15 protein-coding genes and 1 pseudogene are annotated in these 22,585 nt (G+C 64.6%); 6 read left to right on the forward strand and 10 right to left on the reverse strand.

Features of this window, described 5'->3' with window-relative positions:
• Positions 1-351 precede the first annotated feature (351 nt).
• Together LKE06_RS13490 and acpS are read left to right on the forward strand one after the other, a co-directional pair.
• Positions 352-9,690 (forward strand): type I polyketide synthase, encoded by a 9,339-nt coding sequence (locus tag LKE06_RS13490; RefSeq protein ID WP_227998975.1) that lies wholly within the window; start codon positions 352-354, stop codon positions 9,688-9,690.
• Positions 9,691-9,701: 11 nt separating this feature from the next.
• The gene (acpS, locus tag LKE06_RS13495; protein ID WP_227998976.1) at positions 9,702-10,139 is read left to right on the forward strand and encodes a holo-ACP synthase AcpS; all 438 of its coding nucleotides are present in this window, start codon (positions 9,702-9,704) and stop codon (positions 10,137-10,139) included.
• A 319-nt stretch (positions 10,140-10,458) separates the two neighbouring features.
• On the opposite strand, the gene LKE06_RS13500 is transcribed toward acpS, so the two are convergent.
• The 7 genes from LKE06_RS13500 to LKE06_RS13530 all read right to left on the reverse strand — a co-directional run bounded on the left by LKE06_RS13500 (position 10,459) and on the right by LKE06_RS13530 (position 17,757).
• A complete protein-coding gene (locus LKE06_RS13500; RefSeq protein ID WP_227998977.1) occupies positions 10,459-11,061 on the reverse strand; it encodes a LutC/YkgG family protein in 603 nt (200 codons plus the stop codon).
• Entirely contained in the window at positions 11,061-12,545 is a 1,485-nt protein-coding gene (locus LKE06_RS13505) for a LutB/LldF family L-lactate oxidation iron-sulfur protein (protein ID WP_227998978.1), read from the reverse strand. Before LKE06_RS13505 ends, LKE06_RS13500 begins: the two co-directional genes overlap by 1 nt.
• Positions 12,542-13,285 carry a (Fe-S)-binding protein gene (locus LKE06_RS13510; RefSeq protein WP_227998979.1) on the reverse strand — a complete coding sequence of 248 codons (744 nt, stop codon included), beginning with the start codon at positions 13,283-13,285 and terminating at the stop codon, positions 12,542-12,544. The genes LKE06_RS13505 and LKE06_RS13510 overlap by 4 nt, the downstream gene beginning before the upstream one ends.
• A gap of 189 nt (positions 13,286-13,474) precedes the next feature.
• Positions 13,475-14,248: an SDR family NAD(P)-dependent oxidoreductase gene (locus tag LKE06_RS13515; protein WP_227998980.1), complete on the reverse strand. Its 774-nt coding sequence runs from the start codon at positions 14,246-14,248 to the stop codon at positions 13,475-13,477.
• Positions 14,245-15,147: a fumarylacetoacetate hydrolase family protein gene (locus tag LKE06_RS13520; RefSeq protein ID WP_227998981.1), complete on the reverse strand. Its 903-nt coding sequence runs from the start codon at positions 15,145-15,147 to the stop codon at positions 14,245-14,247. The genes LKE06_RS13515 and LKE06_RS13520 overlap by 4 nt, the downstream gene beginning before the upstream one ends.
• Positions 15,148-15,183: 36 nt before the next feature.
• On the reverse strand, positions 15,184-16,563 hold the full coding sequence (locus LKE06_RS13525) for an MFS transporter (protein ID WP_227998982.1): 1,380 nt from the start codon (positions 16,561-16,563) through the stop codon (positions 15,184-15,186).
• Between the two features lie 57 nt (positions 16,564-16,620).
• Complete coding sequence (locus LKE06_RS13530; protein ID WP_227998983.1) at positions 16,621-17,757, reverse strand: mandelate racemase/muconate lactonizing enzyme family protein; 1,137 nt, start codon at positions 17,755-17,757, stop codon at positions 16,621-16,623.
• 624 nt (positions 17,758-18,381) lie between these two features.
• On the opposite strand from LKE06_RS13530, the gene LKE06_RS13535 reads away from it, so the two are divergent.
• Entirely contained in the window at positions 18,382-19,053 is a 672-nt protein-coding gene (locus tag LKE06_RS13535) for a GntR family transcriptional regulator (RefSeq protein ID WP_227998984.1), read from the forward strand.
• A 56-nt stretch (positions 19,054-19,109) separates the two neighbouring features.
• On the opposite strand, the pseudogene LKE06_RS13540 reads toward LKE06_RS13535, so the two are convergent.
• Both LKE06_RS13540 and LKE06_RS33445 read right to left on the reverse strand, forming a co-directional pair.
• A pseudogene (locus LKE06_RS13540) lies at positions 19,110-19,307 on the reverse strand (IS30 family transposase); the annotation flags it as partial.
• Between the two features lie 91 nt (positions 19,308-19,398).
• Positions 19,399-19,767, reverse strand: a complete 369-nt coding sequence (locus LKE06_RS33445) for a helix-turn-helix domain-containing protein (protein WP_227999434.1) — start codon at positions 19,765-19,767, stop codon at positions 19,399-19,401.
• 211 nt (positions 19,768-19,978) lie between these two features.
• Between LKE06_RS33445 and LKE06_RS33150 the strand changes: the two genes are divergently transcribed.
• Positions 19,979-20,293: an integrase core domain-containing protein gene (locus LKE06_RS33150; RefSeq protein ID WP_227998985.1), complete on the forward strand. Its 315-nt coding sequence runs from the start codon at positions 19,979-19,981 to the stop codon at positions 20,291-20,293.
• 23 nt (positions 20,294-20,316) lie between these two features.
• Here LKE06_RS33150 and LKE06_RS13555 read toward each other — a convergent pair whose 3' ends face one another.
• Positions 20,317-20,964: a TetR/AcrR family transcriptional regulator gene (locus LKE06_RS13555; protein ID WP_227999435.1), complete on the reverse strand. Its 648-nt coding sequence runs from the start codon at positions 20,962-20,964 to the stop codon at positions 20,317-20,319.
• Positions 20,965-21,676: 712 nt separating this feature from the next.
• On the opposite strand from LKE06_RS13555, the gene LKE06_RS13560 reads away from it, so the two are divergent.
• Positions 21,677-21,991, forward strand: coding sequence for a hypothetical protein (locus LKE06_RS13560; RefSeq protein WP_227998986.1), 315 nt, complete (start codon positions 21,677-21,679; stop codon positions 21,989-21,991).
• A gap of 57 nt (positions 21,992-22,048) precedes the next feature.
• A complete protein-coding gene (locus tag LKE06_RS13565) occupies positions 22,049-22,582 on the forward strand; it encodes a YbaB/EbfC family nucleoid-associated protein (protein WP_227998987.1) in 534 nt (177 codons plus the stop codon).
• The last annotated feature ends 3 nt before the right edge of the window (positions 22,583-22,585 follow it).

Below are 22,585 nucleotides of genomic sequence, written 5' to 3' on the forward strand. Positions count from 1 at the left end.
CGTGATCGTGAAGCGCCCCCCTGGTGTGGCGTACTCGCGAGTAACTCCACCTGGGATTATAACGATTTAGTTACGGGCAACATGAGGGGCGCTCATGTTTCATACGTGTTGGTAACCGGGTCGACCAGCGGGTTCAAACATGAGGACAAGTCATGTTTCTTTTTATTCTGGTACCACCGTGCAGAAATATCCGGCGCCGAGATGGCTCGCGGTGGGCAAACGTGAGGATTTCCTCATGATTTTGTGTCATCCTCGCCTATATAAGGCCTATTGGTTGAGGTACACCCGCGCACCGGAGGGAGCGGCGTGTCTCGCGAGGGCATGTCGCCAAGAGAAGGAAGACGAAGCGTCTTGACGATCAACGAGAGCACCGAGACCGGGACCGGACAGAGCGCGAAGGTAGGGGCGTCGCGTTCGCCGCTGCTTGATCGGCTGTTGAACGGGACGCCGTATGCGTTGGCGTTCGGTGGACAGGGCGCGCAGTGGCTGCGCGAGCTGGAGGAGATCGGGCGTGACAGCGCGCTGGAACCAGAGCTGACCGCATTGGTCAACGAGGCGGCCGCGCTGCTGGAACCCGTTGCGACGCAACTGCTTGTGGTGCGACCGGCCGGTTTCGACCCGGTCGGCTGGATGCTCGAGGACGAGCTGGTCGACGGTGACGAGACGGTGGCCTCGGCGGCCCCCTCGAAAGATGTGCTCCGCTCGGCGGTTGTGTCGATGCCGGGTGTGCTGCTGACCCAATTGGCGGCCGTGCGGGCGCTGCGATTGCAGGGGCTCGATTCGACCGAGCACGCGCCGGTGGCGGTTGTCGGTCATTCGCAGGGACGCCTTGCCGCGACCGCAGTGCAGGCCGAGGGGCAGCGCGACGCCGAGCTGCTCGCGGTGGCGCAATTGATCGGTGCCGCGGCGGGGTTGGTGGCGCGGCGGCGCGGCCTGATGCCGGTGGGCGAGAACTCGCCGATGGTCGCGGTGTCGAATGTGGACCCCGAGCAGCTGCGCGCGGTTGTGGCCGAGGTGTCCGAAGGTGTGGATCCGGCTGCGGCGGCAGTGGTTTCGATTCGCAACGGGCGGCGGCGCGTGGTGCTGTCGGGTGCGCCGGCCCAGCTGGAGCGAGTGCGACAGCGGTGCCTGCAGATTCACGACGAACAGTCCCGCGAGCGTGACGCGAAGGCGCGTGGCGGCGCGGTATTCGCACCGGTCTTCGAGGATGTGGACGTCGATATCGCGTTCCACCATCCGGCGCTGGCGGACACGGTAGATCTGGTGGCCGGCTGGGCGACCCAGTGTGGCATCGACGCGGAACTGGCCGGTGCGCTGACCAAGGAGATCCTGGTCGACCCGATCGACTGGGTCGAGATCGTGGACGGCGTGGTTTCCGCGGGCGCGCAGTGGATTCTGGATCTCGGGCCCGGCGATCTGCTCAGCAGGCTGACCGGCGGCTCGGTCAAGGGCACCGGCGTCGGCACCGTCGCGGCGGCGACCCGCGCCGGGCAGCGTGCGCTGCTGACCCCGGGTGCGGCACCGGAGGTGGCGGCGCCGTGGACGACGTTCGCGCCGCGGCCGGTGCGGTTGCCGAATGGACGGATCGTGGTCGAGACCGCGTTCACCAGGTTGACCGGTCGTTCGCCGATCCTGCTCGCGGGCATGACCCCGACCACCGTTGACGCGAAAATCGTTGCGGCAGCGGCTAACGCGGGCCACTGGGCGGAGCTGGCCGGTGGCGGCCAGGTGACTGAACAGATCTTCGCCGACCGGGTGGCCGAGCTGAAGACGCTGCTGCATCCGGGACGCACGGTGCAGTTCAACTCCCTGTTCCTCGACCCGTATCTGTGGAAGCTGCAGCTGGGCGGTAAGCGACTGGTACAGAAGGCCCGTGCGGCGGGCGCGCCGTTCGACGGTGTCATCGTCACCGCGGGCATTCCGGAACTCGAGGAGGCCGTCGGGCTCATCGAGGAGCTGACCGAGGTCGGTATCACCCATGTGGCGTTCAAGCCCGGCACCGTCGCGCAGATCCGCGCGGTGCTGCGCATTGCCGACGAGGTGCCGGCCTACCCGGTGATCATGCATATCGAGGGCGGCCGCGCCGGTGGGCACCATTCGTGGGAGGACCTCGACGACCTGCTGCTCGCGACCTACGCCGAGCTGCGTAGCCGCGACAATGTGGTGGTGTGCGTCGGCGGCGGCATCGGCACCCCGGAACGGGCCACCGAATACCTGACCGGCGAATGGGCGGTGCCGTACGGCTATCCGGTGATGCCGCTGGATGGTGTGCTGGTCGGTACCGCCGCCATGGCGACGTTGGAGGCCACCACCGCACCCGAGGTGAAGCAGCTGCTCGTCGACACCCCCGGCACCCCGGATTGGGTCGGTGCCGGCACCGCGAACGGTGGTATGGCTTCGGGCCGTAGCCAATTGGGCGCCGATATCCACGAAATCGACAACGCGGCCTCACGTACGGGCCGACTGCTCGACGAGGTCGCCGGTGATGCCGACGCGGTCGCCGAGCGTCGCGAGGAGATCATCGCGGCACTCGACGCCACCGCCAAGCCGTACTTCGGTGATCTCACCACCATGACCTACCTGGACTGGCTCGAGCGTTATGTGGAGCTCGCGGTCGGTCTGGACCGGCGTAAGGACTTCGACTGCGGCAGCGACCTCGGCGACGCCATCCTCGACGCCACCAGTTCGGTGTGGCTCGACATCACCTGGCGTGACCGATTCGCGGAGATGGTGCGCCGCACCGAATCTCGGCTCAACCCCGCCGATCGCGGCGAGATCCCGACGCTGTTCGCCGGCGACGCGGACTTCGAGCATCCGGTCGAGGCACTGTGCACCCTGAAGAAGCAGTACCCCGCCGCCGAACAGACCCTGCTGCACCCGGCCGACGTGCCGTTCTTCATCTCCCTGTGCAAGACGCCGGGCAAGCCGGTCAATTTCGTTCCGGTCGTGGACGGCGATGTGCGGCGCTGGTGGCGCTCCGATTCGCTGTGGCAGGCGCATGATTCGCGGTACTCCGCCGATCAGGTGTGTGTCATTCCCGGCACGGTTGCCGTCGCGGGTATTACCCGGGTGGATGAGCCGGTCGGTGAGCTGCTGGACCGATTCGAGCAGGACGCCGCGTACTCACTCGTGCGCGCCGGTGTCGTGCCGGCCGCGGTCGACGCGCGTCGTGCCGCCGGTGTGACAGCGGGTGTCATCGATACCGTGCTGGCCGCGCCGGACGTGGCATGGTCCGGACGTACCACCATCAACCCGGTACACCGGCTCGGCGATCTCGCCGAGTGGACCGTCGACGGCGCGGGTGCGCAGCACCCGCCGACCGGCGCGACGCTGGTCGAGACCACCGGACCGGATGTCGAGGATTCCTACGTCGAGCTGACGGTGCCGCTGCTCGGTCGCGATGCAGTCCGCATTCGGATCACCGTCCCGGTTTCCTCCTACAATGGTGGCGCGCCAGTCATTACCGAGGCCGATGCCGACACCGCTATGTCCGCGCTGCTCGCGGTCGCCGCGGGCCAGTCGCTGCCCGAGGTGAAGGGGAAGGTCGCGCACCTCAATGTGGCGTGGACCCCGGACCTCATCGCCGATCACGCGGGCGTTACCAGCTCGGGTCTGCCCGCGGCTCTGAGCACGCTCGGCCGCACTGTTCCCGACGTCCTCGTCGGTGCCTGCTGGCCCGCCGTGTTCGCCGTGCTCGGCGCCTCTCGCACCGCCGATGACGCCAGCGTCATCGAGGGCATGCTCGATTTGGTCCACCTCGACCATCAGATCGCGCTGATCGGCGAACTGCCCACCGACACCAGTGTTCTCGTGGTGCGCGCCGAGGCGGGCGAAACGATCGACACCGATATGGGCCGGGTCGTCGAGGTGCGGGTGAAGGTCACCGGCATGCTCGACAAGCCCGAAACCGGGCTGTCCATGCCGACTCTCGCGACACTGACCGAACGCTTTGCCATCCGTGGCCGCAACGGTGTTGGTGAGCTCACCGATCCGCCGCGTGCGGGCGGCGTGCTGTCCGACGCTGCCACCGACACTCCCCGCAGGCGTCGCCGCGACGTCAAGATGGTCGCGCCGCGCACCATGCGCGCGTTCGCCACGGTGTCGGGGGACCATAACCCCATCCACACCAGCGACGCCGCCGCCAAGTTGGCGGGACTGGGTAGCCCGATCGTGCACGGCATGTGGCTCTCGGCCGCCGCACAACACGCGGTGTCGGCGGTCGACCCGTCGGCGACGGTGCCCGCGCGCACGGTGACCGCGTGGACTACCCGATTCCTCGGCATGGTGCGTCCCGGCGCTGACATCGACGTACGCGTCGAGCGGATCGCGGTGGAATCGGGCAGCGAGATCGTCGAGGTGTCCTGCCGGGCCGACGGTGATCTGGTGATGACCGCGACCGGCCGGACCTCGGCCCCGCGCACGGTCTACGCTTTCCCCGGCCAGGGTATCCAGCGCAAGGGCATGGGCCTGGACGCCCGCGCGCGCTCGAAGGCCGCCAAGCAGATCTGGGAGCGTGCCGACAAGCACACCCGTGCGGCACTCGGCTTTTCGATCCTCGCGGTGGTGCGGGACAATCCGACCTATCTCAAGGCGCGTGGTGTGGAACACCGGCACCCCGATGGCGTCCTGCACCTGACCCAGTTCACCCAGGTGGCGATGGCGGTGCTCGGCGTGGCACAGGTCGCCGAACTGCGTGAGGCCGGTGCGTTCGTCGAGGGCGCCATGCTTGCCGGGCATTCGGTTGGTGAGTACAACGCACTCGCCGCGGTGGCGGGCGTGCTGCCGTTGGAGGCGGTGCTCGAGGTCGTGTTCCAGCGTGGTTCGGCGATGCATGAGCTGGTACCGCGTGATGCGCAGGGCCGCAGCGACTATCGGATGGCCGCCATTCGTCCCTCGCAGATCGGGCTGCCCGATGACGAGGTCATCGGCTTCGTGTCGGGTATCGGCGAGCGCGTCGGCGAATTCCTCGAGGTCGTCAACCTGAACCTGCGTGGTTCGCAGTACGCGATCGCGGGTACCGTCGCAGGCCTCGAAGCTCTCGAGACCGAAATCGACCGGCGCCGTGCCGAATTCGGTGGTAAGCGGGCATTCATCCTGGTGCCCGGCATCGACGTGCCGTTCCACTCGACCGTGCTGCGCCGGGGCGTGCCGGAGTTCCGCCAGAAGCTCGAACAGCTGCTGCCGGAGGATCTGCACCCGGAAATCCTGGTCGGACGCTACATTCCGAACCTGGTGCCGAAGCCTTTCTCGCTGGAGCGTGACTTCATCCAGGAGATCGCGGATCTGGTGCCCTCGCAGCCACTCGACGCCGTGCTCGCCGATTTCGACAGTTGGGCCTCGCGTCCGACGGAGCTGTGCCGTGTGGTGCTCATCGAGCTGCTGGCCTGGCAGTTCGCCAGCCCGGTTCGCTGGATCGAGACCCAGGACCTGCTGTTCACCGACATCGCGCACGGTGGACTCGGTGTCGAGCGATTCGTCGAAATCGGTGTCGGCGTAACGCCGACCGTCGCGAACCTGGCCAGCCAGACACTGAAGTTGCCGAACTTCGCCACCGCGTCGGTCGAGGTGCTCAATATCGAGCGCGAAGCGGGCGTCGTCTACTCCACCGACACCGATCCCGCGCCCGTCGACGAACCGGTCGACGAGCCTGCCGAATCCGCGCCCGCCACCACCGCCGCGGTCGCCGCGCCGGTCGCCGCGCCCGCGCCGAGCTCGGGTGGCCCACGCCCGGACGATATTTCGTTCACCGCCGCCGACGCCACCCGCGTGCTCATCGCGCTGTGGACCAAGCTGCGCATGGACCAGATCGGCCCGGTCGACACCATCGAGGGACTGTGCGACGGTGTTTCATCGCGCCGCAACCAGCTGCTGGTCGACCTCGGCTCGGAGCTGTCGCTCGGCGCCATCGACGGTGCCGCCGACGCCGACATGGGTGCGCTGTCGGCCACCGTCGAGCGGCTGGCCCGCACCTACAAGCCGTTCGGTTCGGTGCTGTCGGATGCCATCGGTGATCACCTGCGCAAGGTGTTCGGTCCATCCGGCAAGCGGCCTGCCGCCATCGGTGAGCGCGTCAAGAAGGTCTGGGAACTCGGCGACGGCTGGGCCAACCATGTGACCGCCGAGGTATCGCTCGGCACCCGTGAGGGTGTCAGCGTGCGCGGTGGTGATCTCGGCGGGCTGGTGTCCAGCGTGAGCGACGCCGCGTCGGTCGACGCGGCCATCGATGCCGCGGTGCAGGCCGTCGCGGCCCGGCGCGGCGTGGCCGTGTCGATGCCGTCGGCCGGTGGTGGCGGTGGCGCGACCGTGGACGCGGCCGCGCTGGGCGAGTTCACCGAACAGATCACCGGACGCGACGGCGTGCTGGCAACCGCGGCGCGAGTCGTGCTCGAGCAGCTGGGGCTCAGCGAGCGGGTATCCGCGCCGGAGGCCACCGACGACGGGCTTGTCGATCTGGTGTCGGCCGAACTCGGTTCGGACTGGCCGCGATTGGTCGCGCCCGCGTTCGACGCCCGCAAGGCGGTGCTGATCGACGATCGCTGGGCCACCGCGCGTGAGGACCTCGCGAAGCTGTGGCTCCTCGATGACGCCGGTTCGGCCGACGGCCCGGTTACCGGGTTCCTCGGTGCGGGCGAAGCCGTTGCCGCGCAAGCGAACTGGTGGCGCGAGCGTGCCAAGCACGAGGCCCGTTCGGTGCTGGCCCGGCTCTACGAACGCATCGCCGAGGCCGCGCTCGACACCGAAGAGCCCGGCGTGTGGTCGGAGGATATCGCCGTAATCACCGGCGCGAGTAAGGGTTCCATCGCGGCATCGGTCACCGGTCGACTGCTCGGTGGCGGTGCGACCGTGGTGGTCACCACCTCCGGTCTCAATGACGAGCGGCTCGGGTTCTACCGCAAGCTCTACCGCGAAAACGCCCGCCACGGTGCCGCCCTGTGGGTGGTGCCCGCGAACATGGCGTCCTACCAGGATCTCGACGCGCTGATTGATTGGGTCGGCACCGAGCAGGTCGACAACGCCGGTGGCGCCAAGATCAAGACCAAGGACGCGATGACACCGACCCTGCTGCTGCCGTTCGCGGCGCCGCGGGTGGCCGGTGACCTCGCCGATGCCGGTTCCCGCGCCGAAATGGAGATGCGGGTACTGCTCTGGTCGGTGGAGCGGCTGATCGGTGGGCTGTCGCAGCTCGGTGCCGATCATGATGTCGACTCGAAACTGCATGTGGTGCTGCCGGGTTCGCCCAACCGTGGCATGTTCGGCGGCGACGGCGCCTACGGTGAGTCCAAGGCCGCCCTCGACGCCGTGGTCGCCAAGTGGCGGGCCGAGAAGTCCTGGTCGACCCGGGTCACGCTGGTACACGCGATGATCGGCTGGGTGCGCGGCACCGGGCTGATGGGCCACAACGATCCGATGGTCGCGGCGGTCGAAAAGGCCGGTGTGCACACCTGGTCCACCACCGAAATGGCCGACGAACTGCTCAAGTGGTGCAATGCGCGGGCGCGCGCCGTGACTACCGCCGCGCCCCAGCAGATCGACCTGACCGGCGGACTGGCCCGGGCGAAGCTCGACCTGCCCGCGCTGGCCAAGCAGGCTCAGGAGGCGGCAGCAGCCGACACCGACGAGGTCGAGGCCGGGGTGACCATCGCCGCGCTGCCCGCACCTCCGACCCTGACCTCCGCGCTGCCGGTACCCGAATGGGGTTCGGTCACCGCCGATCCCGCCGACATGGTGGTTATCGTCGGCGCGGGCGAGCTCGGCCCGTACGGCTCCTCGCGTACCCGTTTCGAGATGGAGGTCGAAGACGAACTCTCGGCCGCGGGCGTGCTGGAACTCGCCTGGACTACCGGTCTGGTCACCTGGGAGAACGATCCCAAGCCCGGTTGGTATGACACCGAATCCGGTGATTACGTACCCGAATCCGAGCTGGCGGAGAAGTACCACGACACGGTGGTCGCGCGCTGCGGTGTGCGCCGCTACGGCGACGACGGTGCCATGGTCGAGAACACCTCGCCGCTGATGACGTCGGTGTTCCTCGATCAGGACCTGTCGTTCACCGTCGGTGGCGAGGCCGAGGCACGTTCCTTCTACGCCGCCGACCCCGAGCACACGGTGATCGAATCGGTGCCGGACTCCGGCGACTGGAAGGTAACGCGTAAGGCGGGCACCGAGATTCGGGTGCCGCGCCGGGCCAAGCTGTCGCGTACCGTCGGCGGCCAGATCCCCACCGGCTGGGATCCCACCATCTGGGGTATCTCGGCCGATATGGCCGCATCGGTGGACCGGGTCGCGCTGTGGAACATCGTCACCACGGTGGATGCGTTCATCAGTTCCGGGTTCAGCCCGGTCGAACTGATGCGCTGGGTGCACCCGTCGCTGGTGGCCAACACCCAGGGCACTGGTATGGGCGGCATGTCGGCGATGCGTTCGCTCTACATCGACTCGCTGCTCGGCGAGCCGACGCCGAACGACATCCTGCAGGAAGCGCTGCCGAATGTGGCGCTGGCGCATGTGGTTCAGTCCTACATCGGCAGCTATGGCGCTATGGTGCACCCGGTGGCCGCCTGCGCGACCGCCGCGGTGTCGGTCGAGGAAGGCGTCGACAAGATCCGGCTCGGCAAGGCCGAACTGGTTGTCGCCGGTGGTTTCGACGATCTGGGCATCGAGGGCATCAAGGGCTTCGGTGACATGTCGGCCACCGCGGACTCGGCGGCGATGAGCGCCAAGGGCATCAGCGACCGGTACTTCTCCCGCGCCAACGACCGCCGTCGCGGCGGGTTCGTCGAATCGCAGGGCGGCGGCACGGTGTTGCTGGCGCGCGGTGATGTCGCGCTGGAGATGGGGCTTCCGGTGCTGGGCGTGGTGGCGTGGGCGCAGTCGTTCGCCGACGGCGTGCACACCTCGATCCCGGCACCCGGGCTCGGTGCCCTCGGTGTCGGCCGTGGTGGTCGCGAATCCCGTTTCGCGGCCGAGCTGCGCAAGCTCGGCGTCGGTCCTGACGACATCGCGGTCATCTCCAAGCACGACACCTCGACCGCGGCAAACGATCCCAACGAGTCCGAACTGCACGAGCGGTTGGCGGATGCGATCGGCCGTTCCTCGGGTGCACCGCTGTTCGTGGTCTCGCAGAAGAGCCTCACCGGACACGCCAAGGGTGGTGCGGCGGCCTTCCAGCTGATCGGACTGTGTCAGGTGCTCGAGCAGGGCGTTGTGCCGCCGAACCGCAGCTTGGACTGCGTCGATGACAAGATGCAGGACTATCCGCACCTGGTGTGGGCGCGTGAAACCCTGCGCTTCGGCGAGAAGTTCGCGCTCAAGGCCGGTCTGGTGACCTCGCTCGGCTTCGGCCATGTGTCGGGGCTGCTCGCGGTGGTGCATTCGGAGGCGTTCATCCAGGCGATCGAGCCGGCACGGCGTGCGGACTACCAGCGCCGGGCCCAGGAGCGTCAGCTCGCGGGACGGCAGCGGTTCGTTGAGGCCATGTGCGGCGGTGCCGCGCTGTATGAGCGGCCCGCGGATCGTCGTCTCGGCGGTGACGGCAGTTCGGCCAAGCAGATTCGTCAGCTGGAGGCGGAGGTGCTGCTTTCGGCCGACGCGCGTCTGAGCGGTGACGGCGTCTACCGGGTCGATGGCTGGGGTTGCAATACCGGGCAGGCCGCAGACGGTTCCCGCTCGGCCGAGCACGGCGCGTCGTAGGCTTCGCCCCCGTGACGATCCTTGGAATCGGGCTGGACTTGGTGACCATCTCCGAGTTCTCCGAACAGCTGCAACGGTCCGGAACAACCATGGTGCGTGAGAGTTTCACCGCGGGTGAGCGGCGCTACTGTCAGAGCAAGGGCACCGACCCGGCCCGTAGTTACGCGGTGCGGTGGGCGGCGAAGGAGGCGGTGCTCAAGGCTTGGGCAACGTCTCGGTTCGCCCGCCGCCCGCAAATCGGTGACAATCCCTATCCGCTCATCGAGGTGGTCAACGACGCGTGGGGCAGGCCGAGCATCAAGCTGCACGGCCTGGCCGCCGAATTCCTACCCCGCGTAAGAGTTCACCTATCACTGACCCACGACGGCGACACCGCCGCCGCCATGGTCGTCCTAGAAGACCCCGGCGAACTGGCCGACCTCATCGAAGGCCGCGAAGCCAACAGCTGACCGGACAAGACAATCGAAATGCCTGGGCAGGTGCCATCAGCACCCGCCCAGGTATTTCGCGTTCGCGTATACCGCGTTTGCGTCGCGGGCGACGCAGCACCTGATTTCGCAAGCACACGGGTAACTCCATGTACTCGCATCGAGCTAGCGTGAGAGGGGTGTCGTTGTCAAGGGTTGGTAGCGTTGGGTGCCGTTGGTTGACGTCAGCCATTAAATGGCGGGTTTGATGACACGCTTAAATTGACCGAGGTCAGGTCACAACAGGAAACTGTCGTCGCGATTGTCCTTCACGGAATGCACCATTGAGATTCTGTGCATCTCATTCCACAATCAGGACGTCCAGAACGCGAGGACCATGCACTCCTTCGACACGGTTCAGTTCTATGTCGCTGGTCGCGCTTGGACCGCTGATGAACGTGAGTGGTCGCCTCGGATCGAGAACCATGAACGCCTGCGGCACTGTTTCGACCAGTTGATCCGCGAAAACGATACAAATATGATGATCGGGAACGAGGGTAAGCACGCGGCGCCCTTGTGCGACGCCAGCATCGAGCACGATTGTTCCGGTAGCCGCGATGCCGACCGCGCAACCAGTTACCACGGCATCGACTTCGTCGAGCAGTGAGACCGGCAAGTTGTTGTCTATCAATACGTCTACAGCCGGTAGCCATTCGGCGGGCAGGTCCGACGGAATGACTATGCGCGCATCGGCCGCTAAGAGGCTCCGCACCGTCGTCGCTATTTCTTTACGTTTGATTCGGAACACTTGTGCACGGTAGTCGTCAACAGCAGCCGCGAACCGTGCGACATCTGCGGGGCCGTCGGATCCAGCTCTGTCGTAGTCACGGGGAACCGGCACCGTCGCCGGCGAACTCCCGGTTGCGCGACGGATGCGTTCGAGAATCTCGCTACGCCCGCTCATTATTCGACGCTCCCACGAGTTCGGGCCCACCACTGTCTGAAGGTTTCCTTCGGTGGTTCCGGCATGTCGCGGCTCATGGTCCACAAAGACCCCGGCCACGGTAACGACGTGAGATTACCGTCTCTGTTCGAAAGCAATCTGGCGATGCCGGCTGCTTTCTCTGCCATACCGAATCGCTTCGACGAATTCATTGCCCAGCCAGCGGCTCGCATCGCGATTACCTGCCCACCAGGAATTCCGCCGCGTTCCGAGTCGACTTGTTTCGCTCGTAGATGAACGAGTATCGATGGTATGTCGATGCGGACGGGGCAGGCGTCGAAACAGGCTCCGCACAACGACGACGCATATGGCAGAGATGCATTCGGATCACGACGTCCGGTAGATCCGGTGAGCTGCGGGCTCAGGATCGCACCGATCGGGCCGGGGTACACGGAGCCGTAAGCGTGCCCGCCGGTCCGTTCGTACACTGGACACACGTTCAGGCAGGCGCTGCACCGAATGCAATGTAGCGCAGCGCGTCCGACATCGTCGGCGAGGACATTCGTACGGCCATTGTCTAGCAAGACGAGGTGAAAGTTCCGCGGGCCGTCGCCAGGATGCACGCCGGTCCACATCGAGCTGTACGGATTCATACGCTCGGCTGTCGACGATCGCGGAAGCAGTTGCATGAATACATCCAGGTCCCTGAACTTCGGCACCAATTTTTCGATGCCCATCAACGTGATAAGAGTGTCGGGAAGCGTCAGGCACATACGACCGTTGCCTTCCGATTCGACAACAGCCAGGGTGCCAGTCTCAGCGACACCGAAATTTGCGCCGCTAATTGCGACCCTTGTAGTCAGGAACTTACGACGGAGATGTTCACGCGCGGCCATCGCTAGTGCCCGTGGTTCGTCGGTGATGTTTGCGTCGATCTCCGGCATCCTCCGCAGGAATATATCGCGAATCTCCGCACGGTTGCGGTGAATCGCGGGCACCAGGATGTGGCTCGGTTTGTCCTCGCCGAGTTGGACGATGAGTTCCGCGAGGTCGGTTTCGACGGCTGCAATTCCCTCGTTCTCGAGGTAATCGTTCAACCCGATCTCTTGTGTGGCCATGGACTTGACCTTGACAACCTCGTCGCTACCGGTCGCATGAACGAGATCGGTAATGATCCGGTTTGCTTCGTCGCCGTCACGCGCCCAGTGAACCACTCCTCCTCGGGCAGTGACGTTCGCTTCGAATTCTTCGAGCAACTCTGGAAGCCGGGCCATCACATCGGCTTTCAGAGCACTGCCCGCGGCTCTGAGTTCTTCCCAGTCAGCGCATTCTGAGATAGAGTTCAACCGTTTCTCGCGGATCGCCTTGGTGGCAGCGCCGACATTGCGCCGCATCTGCGTGTTCTGCAGTTCCTTGTGCGCGGCGTCGGGAAACCTATGTGTGCCGCGGAGGTTACCCAGGCCGGGCGTCGGTGTAAAAGAGGGTGAACCGAGAAATATCGTCACACTGCGCCTTCCGTGCTCGCAAGTATTTCTGCAAGGTGAACCGTTCGGACGCCCGAGCGCAGGCGGGAGAGCCCACCACCTATGTGCATCAGACACGAAGAGTCGCTCGCACTGCAGATTTCCGCTCCGGTGGACAGGACGTGCCCCATCTTGTCCGACAGCATTGCGGTCGACGTATCGGAGTTCTTCAGCGCGAACGTTCCGCCGAATCCGCAGCACGAATCCGCTGCAGGTAACTCGACAAGTGTTATCCCACGTACGTTTCGCAAAAGATCGAGTGGCTTTTCATCAACGCGTAGCATGCGTAGCGAATGGCAGGTGAGGTGGTAGGTGACCCGGTGCGGATAGTAGGCACCAACATCCGTGGTGCCTAGAACATCGACCAGAAGTTCAGACAGCTCGTACGTGCGCGAGGCGATGGCTTCGACACGCCCAGCCAAATCCTCGTCGCCGGCGCGCCGAGCAACCATCGCGTGCTGATGTCGGATGGATCCGACACACGAACCGGACGGGGCGACGATTACGTCCCAGTTGGATTGCTCGAAGACTTCGACGTGGTGTCGTACCAGCGGTGCGGCTTCTCTTAGATAGCCGGTATTTGTATGCATTTGGCCACAACAAGTTTGGCCTGATGGAAACACGACCTGATGGCCGAGCCGTTCGAGTAGGGACACCGTCGCCTGGGCCGATTTGGGGAAAAGTGCATCCACCAGACATGTGGCGAAGAGCGCGATACGCATACGTTGATATTCCTCCGAAGGTGCCGGTTTCTATGGGGTGTCCAGGTGGGAATTTCTGCGGGCGTACCGAGCTTCCGCACGGGAATCCGTCCCTCAATGCGGTCACGATCCGCGGGTCGGCTCGAAACATCCTCAATCAGTTTCGTCAGGACCTAGCCTCGACCGATCGTGTTCGGCTCGTGACGTGGGTCAACGGAAGGTTGGGTCTACTGTCTCCGGTCGCAGCCGGAGGGACTGCATTCCCCCGTCCACCGCGATCGAGGTCCCGGTGGTCGAACCGGAGAGGGGGCTGGCGAGATATGCGACGGCGCCTGCCACCTCGTCCGCGCTGACCAGGCGGCCGTGTGGTTGGCGGCCGTTCAGAGCGGCACGTTCGGCTGCGGGGTCCTCGGCCGAGTCCAGCAGCCGCCCGACCCAAGGTGTGTCTACGGTGCCCGGATTGACGCAGTTCACCCGGACTCTGTCCCTGATGTGGTCCGCCGCCATCGCCTGGGTCAGCGACAGAACGGCTCCCTTGGTCGCGCTGTACAACGCGCGCTGCGGCAGACCTGCTGTGGCTGCGATGGAGCAGGTGTTGACGATCGCGGCCGCCGGAGACTTGCGCAGGTGAGGCAGCGCCCGACGGCTGACTCGGACGATGCCGACGACGTTGACATCCCACACACGGTGCCACTCGTTGTCGTCGTTGTCCTCGACGGTCCCCACTGCACCGATGCCCGCGTTGTTGATCAGAATGTCCAGTCGGCCGAACGACGCGATGACAACGTCGATGGCTGCCTGGACCGAATCATCGTCGGACACATCGCAGACCACCTGGACCTGTCCGTCGGGCACATCCGAGGGGGTGAGGTCGAGCACCACAACGGTGGCGCCACGGCGTTGCAATGTCGCAGCGATGGCTGCGCCGATCCCCGATGCGCCGCCGGTGACCACCGCCACGAGGTCTGCCATCTCCTTGCTCATGAGGCCTCCACGACATCGGTCGCGGCGGCGGGCAATACGGTTCGGTAGTATTCCTGACGCTGGCGGCCCAGTCCGTCGATCTCCAGTTCGACGATGTCACCCTCCTGGAGGTAGGGGAAGCGTCCGGAGAGGGCAACGCCTTGCGGAGTTCCGGTCAGGATCACGTCGCCGGGCTCGAGCACCATGTATTGGCTCACGTGATGGACCACGGTGGCAACGTCGAAGATCAAGTCCGCAGTACTGGAATCTTGGCGCAGCTCGCCGTTGACCCATGTGCGCAGCCGGAGATCTCCTGCGTTCAGTTCGTCTGCGGGTACCAGCCACGGACCGAGCGGGGTCGATTGGGGAAGCGACTTGCCCTTCGTCCACTGCCCGCCCGCTCCAGATAACTGGTAGCCGCGCTCGGAGAGGTCGTTGGCGAGCACATAGCCGGCAATGGCGGACATCGCCTCCTCCGTCGTGGCCAGATAGCTGGCTTCACTGTGAAGGACAATGCCCAGTTCCACCTCCCAGTCGTACCGGTCGCTCAACGGCGGGATGGGGGCCTTGTCATCGGGACCCGAAACGGTGTTGCTCGGCTTGAGGAAAATCACGGGGGTGGTGGGAGGTTCGGCACCGGACTCGACAGCATGCGCGGCATAGTTCATGCCGACACAAACGACGTTGCCGGGCCGGGCAATCGGGCACCCTCTGCGGTACGCGGCGGTGTCGGGCAGCAGCGGCAGGGTGTCGGCAGCGAGCGCGGAACGGAGCTCGGCGATGCCACCGCTCGCAAGGAATGCACCGGAAATGTCTGCAGTCACGCCGGAAGCGTCGTAGACGCGTTCCAGCCCGTTTGTGTCGTGGGCGCAGACAACGGGAATCTCCTGCCCCGGAGTACCTAAACGTCCGATCTTCACTACTTCTCTTCCTTTCGGTGTTGGGGGCGGGGTGCGTTAGTCGGTGAACGAACCGGAGGATTTCTCGAGTTCGGTCCGGGAGGTGGTGCGCAAGCTTCGTCCCCGCGTTTCGGGTCCGACGAGTGTGGCAAGGAAACCGATTGCGCAGGCGGCGATCACGTAGAGGGCGACGAGCCGGGGGCTGCCCGATGCGGCCGCTACGAGTGCGACGGCAATGAGCGGGGTCAATCCGCCGGACAGGGCGCTGGCGACCTCGCGGCTGAAGGCCAGCCCGGTGAACCGGGATCGGCTCGTGAAGAGTTCGGAGAAGTACGCGCCTTGAGGGCCGAACATCGCTCCCACACCGATTCCGACGCTGGCCACCACGGCCAGTGTGACGCCGAGGGTTGATCGTGTGTTGTCGATGATCCAGAAGTAGGGATAGACGAAGACGGCGGAGAAGCCGATGCCGAACAGGATGACGGGCTTGCGTCCGATGCGGTCGGACAGTGCACCGAACAGCGGCAGGGTCACCATGGTGGTTCCGGTCGCCACTGCCACGGCGACGGGGCCGATGGTGTTGGCCAATTTGAGGGTGCCGGTCAGGTAGGCGGCGATGAAGGTGAGGTTGATGTAGGCCACGACGTTCTGCGGTGTCTGCATCCCGATCAGGGTGACCATGCTCTTCCACTCGAAGCGGAACACATCTTTGAGGGGGGCGACAGGTATCGCCTTCTTCTCCTCTTCTTCTTTCGCCTCGAGAAATGCCGGGCTCTCACTCAGGCGCAGGCGGATGAAGACCGCGACTGCGATGACGACGACGCTGGCCGCGAACGGGATGCGCCAGCCCCAGGCCAGGAACTGTTCCTGCGGCAGTTGGGTGATCAGGGCGAACGTGGCAGAGGCCATGAGCAGACCGAGGTACACGCCGACGGCCGGCCATGCACCCTGTAACCCTCTGGCCCGTGGGTTCGCGTGCTCGACGGACAGGATTGCGGCGCCGCCGAATTCGGCGCCGGCGCCGATTCCTTGAATCGCGCGCAGGATGATCAAGATGATCGGTGACCAGATGCCCACCTGCGCGTAGGTCGGGATGAATGCCATCAGTGCGGTCGACGTTCCCATCACGAGCAGCGTGATGATCAGGACGTTCTTGCGGCCCACCACATCGCCCAATCGACCGAAGATCAGGCCGCCGAGGGGGCGGATGAAGTATCCGACGGCGAAGGTGGCGAATGCGGCCATGGTGGCAACGGCGGGGTTGGCGTTGACGAAGATGATGCGGTTGAAGACCAGTGCGGCCGCGGTGCCATAAAGGTAGAAGTCGTACCACTCGAGGGCAGACCCCACCAGGGAGGCGGCTGCCACTCGTATGGTTTCTCGCCGGTCGTTCGTGTCGCCGGCCTCGGGTGGCCCGATCGTGTCGGTTTCGGACATTGTTCGATCCTTATGTTGGCATCGGCAGTTCATGCCGGGTTGCGGAACGGGTTGTGGTCAGGCGACCCGGCGATCGTCGATTGCGTCTGTGTCCCAATCGATCCCGATTCCGGGGGTATCCGGAGCAACGGCGTGGCCGTCGCGCACCTCGATCTCGGTTCGGGTCACTGATCGCAGTTGGGGGATGTGTTCGAGGTATTGCCCGTTGGGAATCGCGGCCACGAGGCTGACGTGCAGTTCCATGAGGAAATGCGGGCTGACGGCCACATTGAACGCCTCGGCGAGGTGGGCGGTCTTCAGCCACGGCGTGATGCCGCCGATCCGGGAGGCGTCGACTTGGATGATATCTGCGGCCCCGTATTGGAGGTATTCGCGGAAATGTCCGAGTGAATAGATCGACTCGCCGACTGCGATCGGGATGCTGGTTGAGCCGGCTACACGTGCGTGCCCACTCACATCGTCCGCGGGAAGCGGCTCCTCGAACCAGCTCAGACTGACCGATTCGAATGCGGCGGCGCGTCGGATCGCCTCGGCCCCCGTCATCGACTGATTCGCGTCGACCATGATGTCCAGCTCCGGTCCAACGGCGTCGCGAACGGCGTGCAGTCTGGCGAGATCCTCTGCAAGACTGGGCTTTCCGACCTTGATCTTGACTCCCCGCCAGCCCTTCGACTGGGAATTCAGTGCCTCAGCGACCAGTTCTTCGGTGCTGAGCTGCAGCCAACCGCCTTCGGTGTCATAGAGCGGAATTGTCTGGTGGTATCCACCTGCCGCGCGCCACAGCGGGGTTTCGGTGCGCCGGCAGTTGAGGTCCCAGATGGCTGTGTCGACGGCCGCCAGTGCGAGCGAGGTGATCACTCCGACGCTGGTGGCTCGGGACGAGTTGAAGAGGGTACGCCATACTGCCTCGGGATTTCGGCAGTCCATACCGAGAAGCTGGGGAATAAGGTGTTCGCGAAGCATGGCCAGCACTGCCCGGCCGCCCGTTCCGATCGTGTAGCCGTAACCGCGTCCCGTCTGTCCGTCCGAGGTGCGGAGCTCGACGAACAGGGTCTCTTGCTTCAGAAATGCCTGAACGGCGTCGGTTCGGACGGTTTCCGCCTCGATGTCTATGAGATAGGCCTCCGCGTGGACGATCTTGATGCCGGGAGTTGGACTGCTGACCTCAGCCGATGACGGTGCAGGGTATGCCATGCGTCACATAGAATCATATACTATATGATTTGACAACCTTTGTTGAGTTGACCTGGCGAGCCGATAGGTTGATTCGCCGCCATAGAATGCTGTCGTGTTGCGTCCTGAAAGCTGGCTTGTGGGTGGAAGTCCTGTTCCGGTAGGCACCGGAACGCCGGGAGCATGCCGGGGTTCGTCGTCGAGAGGTGGCCGACTGAGCGGGGTGTCGAATGCCTGTTCGGAGGTGGCAAGCGTGCGGACCGCAGCATGAACCGAACACTGCAGCCTCATGAGATTTACAACGGAGCAGGCGAGCCGGTCATGGCATGGCGAAGGTCACGTCCAGAGAGCCCTGCTCTGGGGAGCCCTGCTCCGGCGTCAGTTTTCGGATCCGTCCTGTAGGAGGCGTGAGAACAGGTGCGTAAGCACACGGGTGTGGTCGGACGGCCTGCACCGGCTGCGCGGCATCATCCCGCTCCCCGAGGGCAGCGTAAACCCCGTCGAGAAGATCAACGGTAAGACTGTGCGGGAAACCGCACGCAGGTTCACTCACATTGAAAGGGGAAAGGGGCGAGAGCCCCGGACTACCAATGACCACACACCTTCGAGCGGCGGCGTGAAGCGATGATCAGCAGGAAGGGCCGCATGGTCAGCAATAACGCGTATGAACGCATCACCGGCATGATCCTGCGCGACGAGCTCCGGCCGGGCACGAGAATCAACATCGACCAGATCGCGCACCAACTGGATGTCTCCGCGACACCCGTGCGGGAGGCCCTCGCACGACTGGAATCCGACGGCCTCGTGACCAAAGTCCATTTGAAGGGGTACAGCACGGCGGAGATGCTGGGGCGACGGCAGCTGGAGGAACTCTATGAGCTCCGGCTCAGGTTGGAGCCCTATTCCGCAGGCCGAGCCGCGGTCAAGGCCACCCAAGCCGAAATCGATTCCCTGCACGCCGAACTCGCCAGCTGCACGGTGGCACCTGTCCGGAGCGACTACGACTCCTACAAGCGGTTCAGCGCCCACGACGCCCGACTGCACGCACTGATCCTGGAAATTGCAGGGAACAGCTTGATTTCGCAGGCAATCGAGCGCACGCACTTTCACCTTCATGCCTTCCGGCTGAGCTATGACGCCTCCGCCGGCACCCACACCTTGGACGAGCATTCTGCCGTGGTGCAAGCGATTGCTGCAGGCGACAACAAGGCTGCTGTTCGCGCTATGAGCAATCACCTCGAGAGCTCCAGAAACCGGCTGCTCCCAAGAGCTTCAGACGAATCCTCACCGCTCGACGACGCCGCAACGAGCAGGTAAACCGACAACGGTTACCCATTCGCCGGGACGGCGCGGCTCCACGGCGTCAAACCTCCGGCGATCGCGTCGAGTTCGGTCTGGCTGTAGGCGCTGAGGTTGGTGCCCTTCGGTAGGTATTGGCGTAGCAGCTTGTTCGTGTTCTCGTTCGTTCCGCGTTGCCAAGGACTGCGTGGCGCGGCGAAGAACACGTCGATACCTGTTGCAGCACTGAGTATTTGAAGATCCGCCAGTTCCATTCCGCGATCCCACGTCAGGTGCGACGCAGTGCCGGATCTGTCATCGCGAATCGATCGATGAGCGCCCCGACGACCGTTTCGGTGCGCCGGTCGGCCAGTTGCACGGCCGTCAGATAACGGGTCTTGCGATCGACGAGGGTGGCGATCTGGCTGGTGGTTCCACCGACCACCAACTCGCGCAGCACATCGTTGCGGTCCAGGAGAGGCTGTTTCGGGCGGCGGCGCTGATCGTCGGCACGCATCTGCGCCGCGAGCGCACGGTATTCGGTTCGGCCGCCGTACGTTCGACTTCCCGGCTGACGGTGGATGCCGGACGACCCAGGCTCGCGGCGATCGTGCGGAACGACTGACCAGCGCTGATGCCACGGGAAATCGTCTCGCGTTCTTGCCCTGTGAGCTGGCCCGCGCGAGCGACGCGCACCGCCGGTGCGATCCCGCCATGATGCTCGAGCACCGTGAACACCGACCCTGGCGGCATGCTCAGCGCACGAGAAATCACGCTGATCGATTCACCGGACCGCCACCGCCGCCACAATCGTCCTTCATCGCATCCGACATCCCCGGACGCCCAACCCTCGCCACGAACCCAAAGCCCTTCACCAGCACCGTTGCATTGACCCGTTGAACCTGCTCAATTCACATCCGGGGCCTTCACCGACAGGGCCCGCAAGTCCGGGCTGGTGCCGTCGATGGGCTCGATCGGCGACTGCTACGACAACGCCGTCATCGAATCCTTTTGGGGCAGAATGCAAACCGAGCTACTGAACCGGCAACGGTGGAGAACCAGAATCGAGCTGGCCAAGGCGATCTTCGAATACCTGGAGATCTTCCACAACCGTCGACGCCGTCATTCGGCCCTCGGTATGCGATCTCCGATCGAGTACGAGATGATGCAGTCATCCATCCAACCGTGGCCTGAAGTCCAGTATCCCGACCCTACGAAACCCGGGGAACATCACGCTCTCCGGTCAAGCGGGGGAACCTCAGCCGGCCCGCAACGCTGAATTTCGCGCCCCTGACTTGTCCGCTAACTACTCGGAGAGGCGGGGGAGGCGGGCGAGCCGCTTGCGCTGCGGGATTCTTTTTCGGCGACCAGCAGGTAGGCGACCATCAGTCGCTTCAGCTCGGCAACAGCCTCTTCGTGGCTCTGTTCGTCCTGGACCGAGAAGTTCAGCATCGAATACACGACGTGCACGAGCACCTCGGCCATCATGGAACGCCGCGCCCGTGGGGTGCGCGGGGTCAGCGGCCGCAGCATCCGCGAGATAACCTCGGCGAATTCCTTCTCATGGATCGCGCCGGTGGCCCGCGTCGACGGCGTGGACTGCATCGCCAGCCAGACCTCGCGCCGGGACGGGTCGGTCATCCAGAGGTTGGCCATATGGTCGACGAACTGGTTCATGTGCCGCAACCAGTCCAATGACGGGACTTCGCCGTGGAAGTCGGCCAGTTCCTGCGAAACGGCAACGAGATCTTGGCGATTCAGCTCGCAGACGATGACGTATTTGTTGGCGAAGAACTGGTAGAGCGTGCCGATCGGCACCTCGGCACGCGCCGCGACCTCTTCACAGGTGAACGATTCGAATCCGACCTCGACGAGCAGTTCGCGGGACGCCTGCAACAGTGCGTCGAACTTTCGTTTGCTGCGTTCCTGCGTCGGTCGACGCCGGGGCATGAGCTCCTGTGGGTCGTCCTGCAGGTCCAACGCAGGGTCCAGACGTCGGTTCGACCTGGCCTCCGTGCGTACATCCACGTATCCAGGCTAGCGGTATCGGCACGTACTCGATACGCGCACGGGGTTTGCGTGTTCTGGTTCTGTCACTTTTCATGACCCGCACCAATCGTTCGTGGTGCCGACCATAGCGCTGCGGCCAGTCACGACACGGCAGGTTCTCGGTTCTAAACCGTATATGACATAAACATTTTTCAGACAGTACGCAGTTTTAGAACGGGGGCCAAGAGGCAGCGACAGGCAGGATCGACACCGATGGAAACGCCGGACGCCGCCGCGGTGCCCAAGTCGTTCGCGCTGATGTGGAGGCTCGACGGAGCCGGACCCCGCGGGCCGAAGCGCGGACTGACGCTGGATCAGGTCATCGACGCGGCGCCATGTCCGAACAAGCCGTCGACCTCGACGAGGTCAGCTGGCGGGAGACCGACCTGCGATTCGGCCTCGACCGGCTGCTGGACGGTTGTGAACAGTTCATCCGATCATTCGAGAAGTAAGGATGTGCCGCAACGGATCCGCGCCACCGCACACGCAGGCCACCTGGCTGAAACCAGGTGTCACTGGTATTGAGGATAGGAGAAAGTCTTTGTCTATCCGTCGAGGATCGTTCGTGCGATGATCGGACAAAGCTCATCGGGATGGGATCGAGGACACGGGGATGGCTGACGAGGTGAAGGCGCTCGCGCCGAAATTGCGTAGTGTCGCCGGTGATCTGGACGATGCCGCCGGTCATGTGCAGGACATTCTGACAACGTTGCGCGCGGCGCGGGCCAAGCATTGGGGGAAGTGGGGTAGCGACGACTTCGGAAAGAACTTCGCCGGTGGCGAGGGTTACGAAAAGTCGGACGCGAACCTCATCTCCGCGGTCGAATCCAAAATCGCTCTGCTGAAGTCGTATTCGACCGGGCTGCACGATGCGGCCAAGGAGCTCGATCGGATGGAGGACGCGAACCGAACCGACTTCGAGACATAGCGCCCGGTCGCTCGGGAGGTCTCAGCACAGTGCGTCAGGGGAGTAGGGGACAACTATATGACGAACGACGCGGCGCGTGAGCGCTTGACGGACCTGATGGAATCCGTCCAGGCGGGCATCGCATCGATTGCGCAGGCGCAGCAGGAGCACGCCAAGCTGACCGCGACCGCCTCCGCGGCCGGCAAACGGGTGACCGTCGTCGTCAATGCCGACGGTGTCGTCATTCAGACTCGTTTCGGTTCCGGTATCGGAGACTTGACCTACGAGGAGATCGCGCGAGCTGTCACCACCGCCGCCCAGGACGCCGCCATACAGATGAAGCGCAAAACAACCGCGATCATCGATGGGCTGCGCAAGGACCAGTCGCGCCTGCCGCGGCTGTCGGAGTTCATTCCCGGCATGCCCGACGTGCAGGACAGCTTCCCGACACCCCCGGAAGCGTCGACCGCGCCGCCTGCCGCACGCACCAAGGTGGCGGTCGCGGACGCCGATGAGATCGATGGAGCCATGGAGTTCACCGACGTGGTACCGGTGGATCATGTCCAGCTGGGCGCGAATGCCGATTCCGATGTCACCGAGTCGGGTTGGTAGGGT

The sequence above is a fragment of the Nocardia australiensis genome (assembly GCF_020733705.1).
Classification (GTDB): Bacteria; Actinomycetota; Actinomycetes; order Mycobacteriales; family Mycobacteriaceae; genus Nocardia; species Nocardia australiensis.

Coding starts and splice junctions, on each gene's coding strand:
- LKE06_RS13500 (WP_227998977.1), bottom strand. CDS start 11,061: ATGAGCGGGCGTAGCGAGATTCTCGAACGCATCCGTCGCGCAACCGGG.
- LKE06_RS13510 (WP_227998979.1), bottom strand. CDS start 13,285: ATGCGTATCGCGCTCTTCGCCACATGTCTGGTGGATGCACTTTTCCCC.
- LKE06_RS13515 (WP_227998980.1), bottom strand. CDS start 14,248: ATGAGCAAGGAGATGGCAGACCTCGTGGCGGTGGTCACCGGCGGCGCA.
- LKE06_RS13525 (WP_227998982.1), bottom strand. CDS start 16,563: ATGTCCGAAACCGACACGATCGGGCCACCCGAGGCCGGCGACACGAAC.
- LKE06_RS13530 (WP_227998983.1), bottom strand. CDS start 17,757: ATGGCATACCCTGCACCGTCATCGGCTGAGGTCAGCAGTCCAACTCCC.
- LKE06_RS13535 (WP_227998984.1), top strand. CDS start 18,382: ATGGTCAGCAATAACGCGTATGAACGCATCACCGGCATGATCCTGCGC.
- LKE06_RS33445 (WP_227999434.1), bottom strand. CDS start 19,767: ATGCCGCCAGGGTCGGTGTTCACGGTGCTCGAGCATCATGGCGGGATC.
- LKE06_RS33150 (WP_227998985.1), top strand. CDS start 19,979: ATGGGCTCGATCGGCGACTGCTACGACAACGCCGTCATCGAATCCTTT.
- LKE06_RS13555 (WP_227999435.1), bottom strand. CDS start 20,964: ATGCCCCGGCGTCGACCGACGCAGGAACGCAGCAAACGAAAGTTCGAC.
- LKE06_RS13560 (WP_227998986.1), top strand. CDS start 21,677: ATGGCTGACGAGGTGAAGGCGCTCGCGCCGAAATTGCGTAGTGTCGCC.
- LKE06_RS13565 (WP_227998987.1), top strand. CDS start 22,049: ATGACGAACGACGCGGCGCGTGAGCGCTTGACGGACCTGATGGAATCC.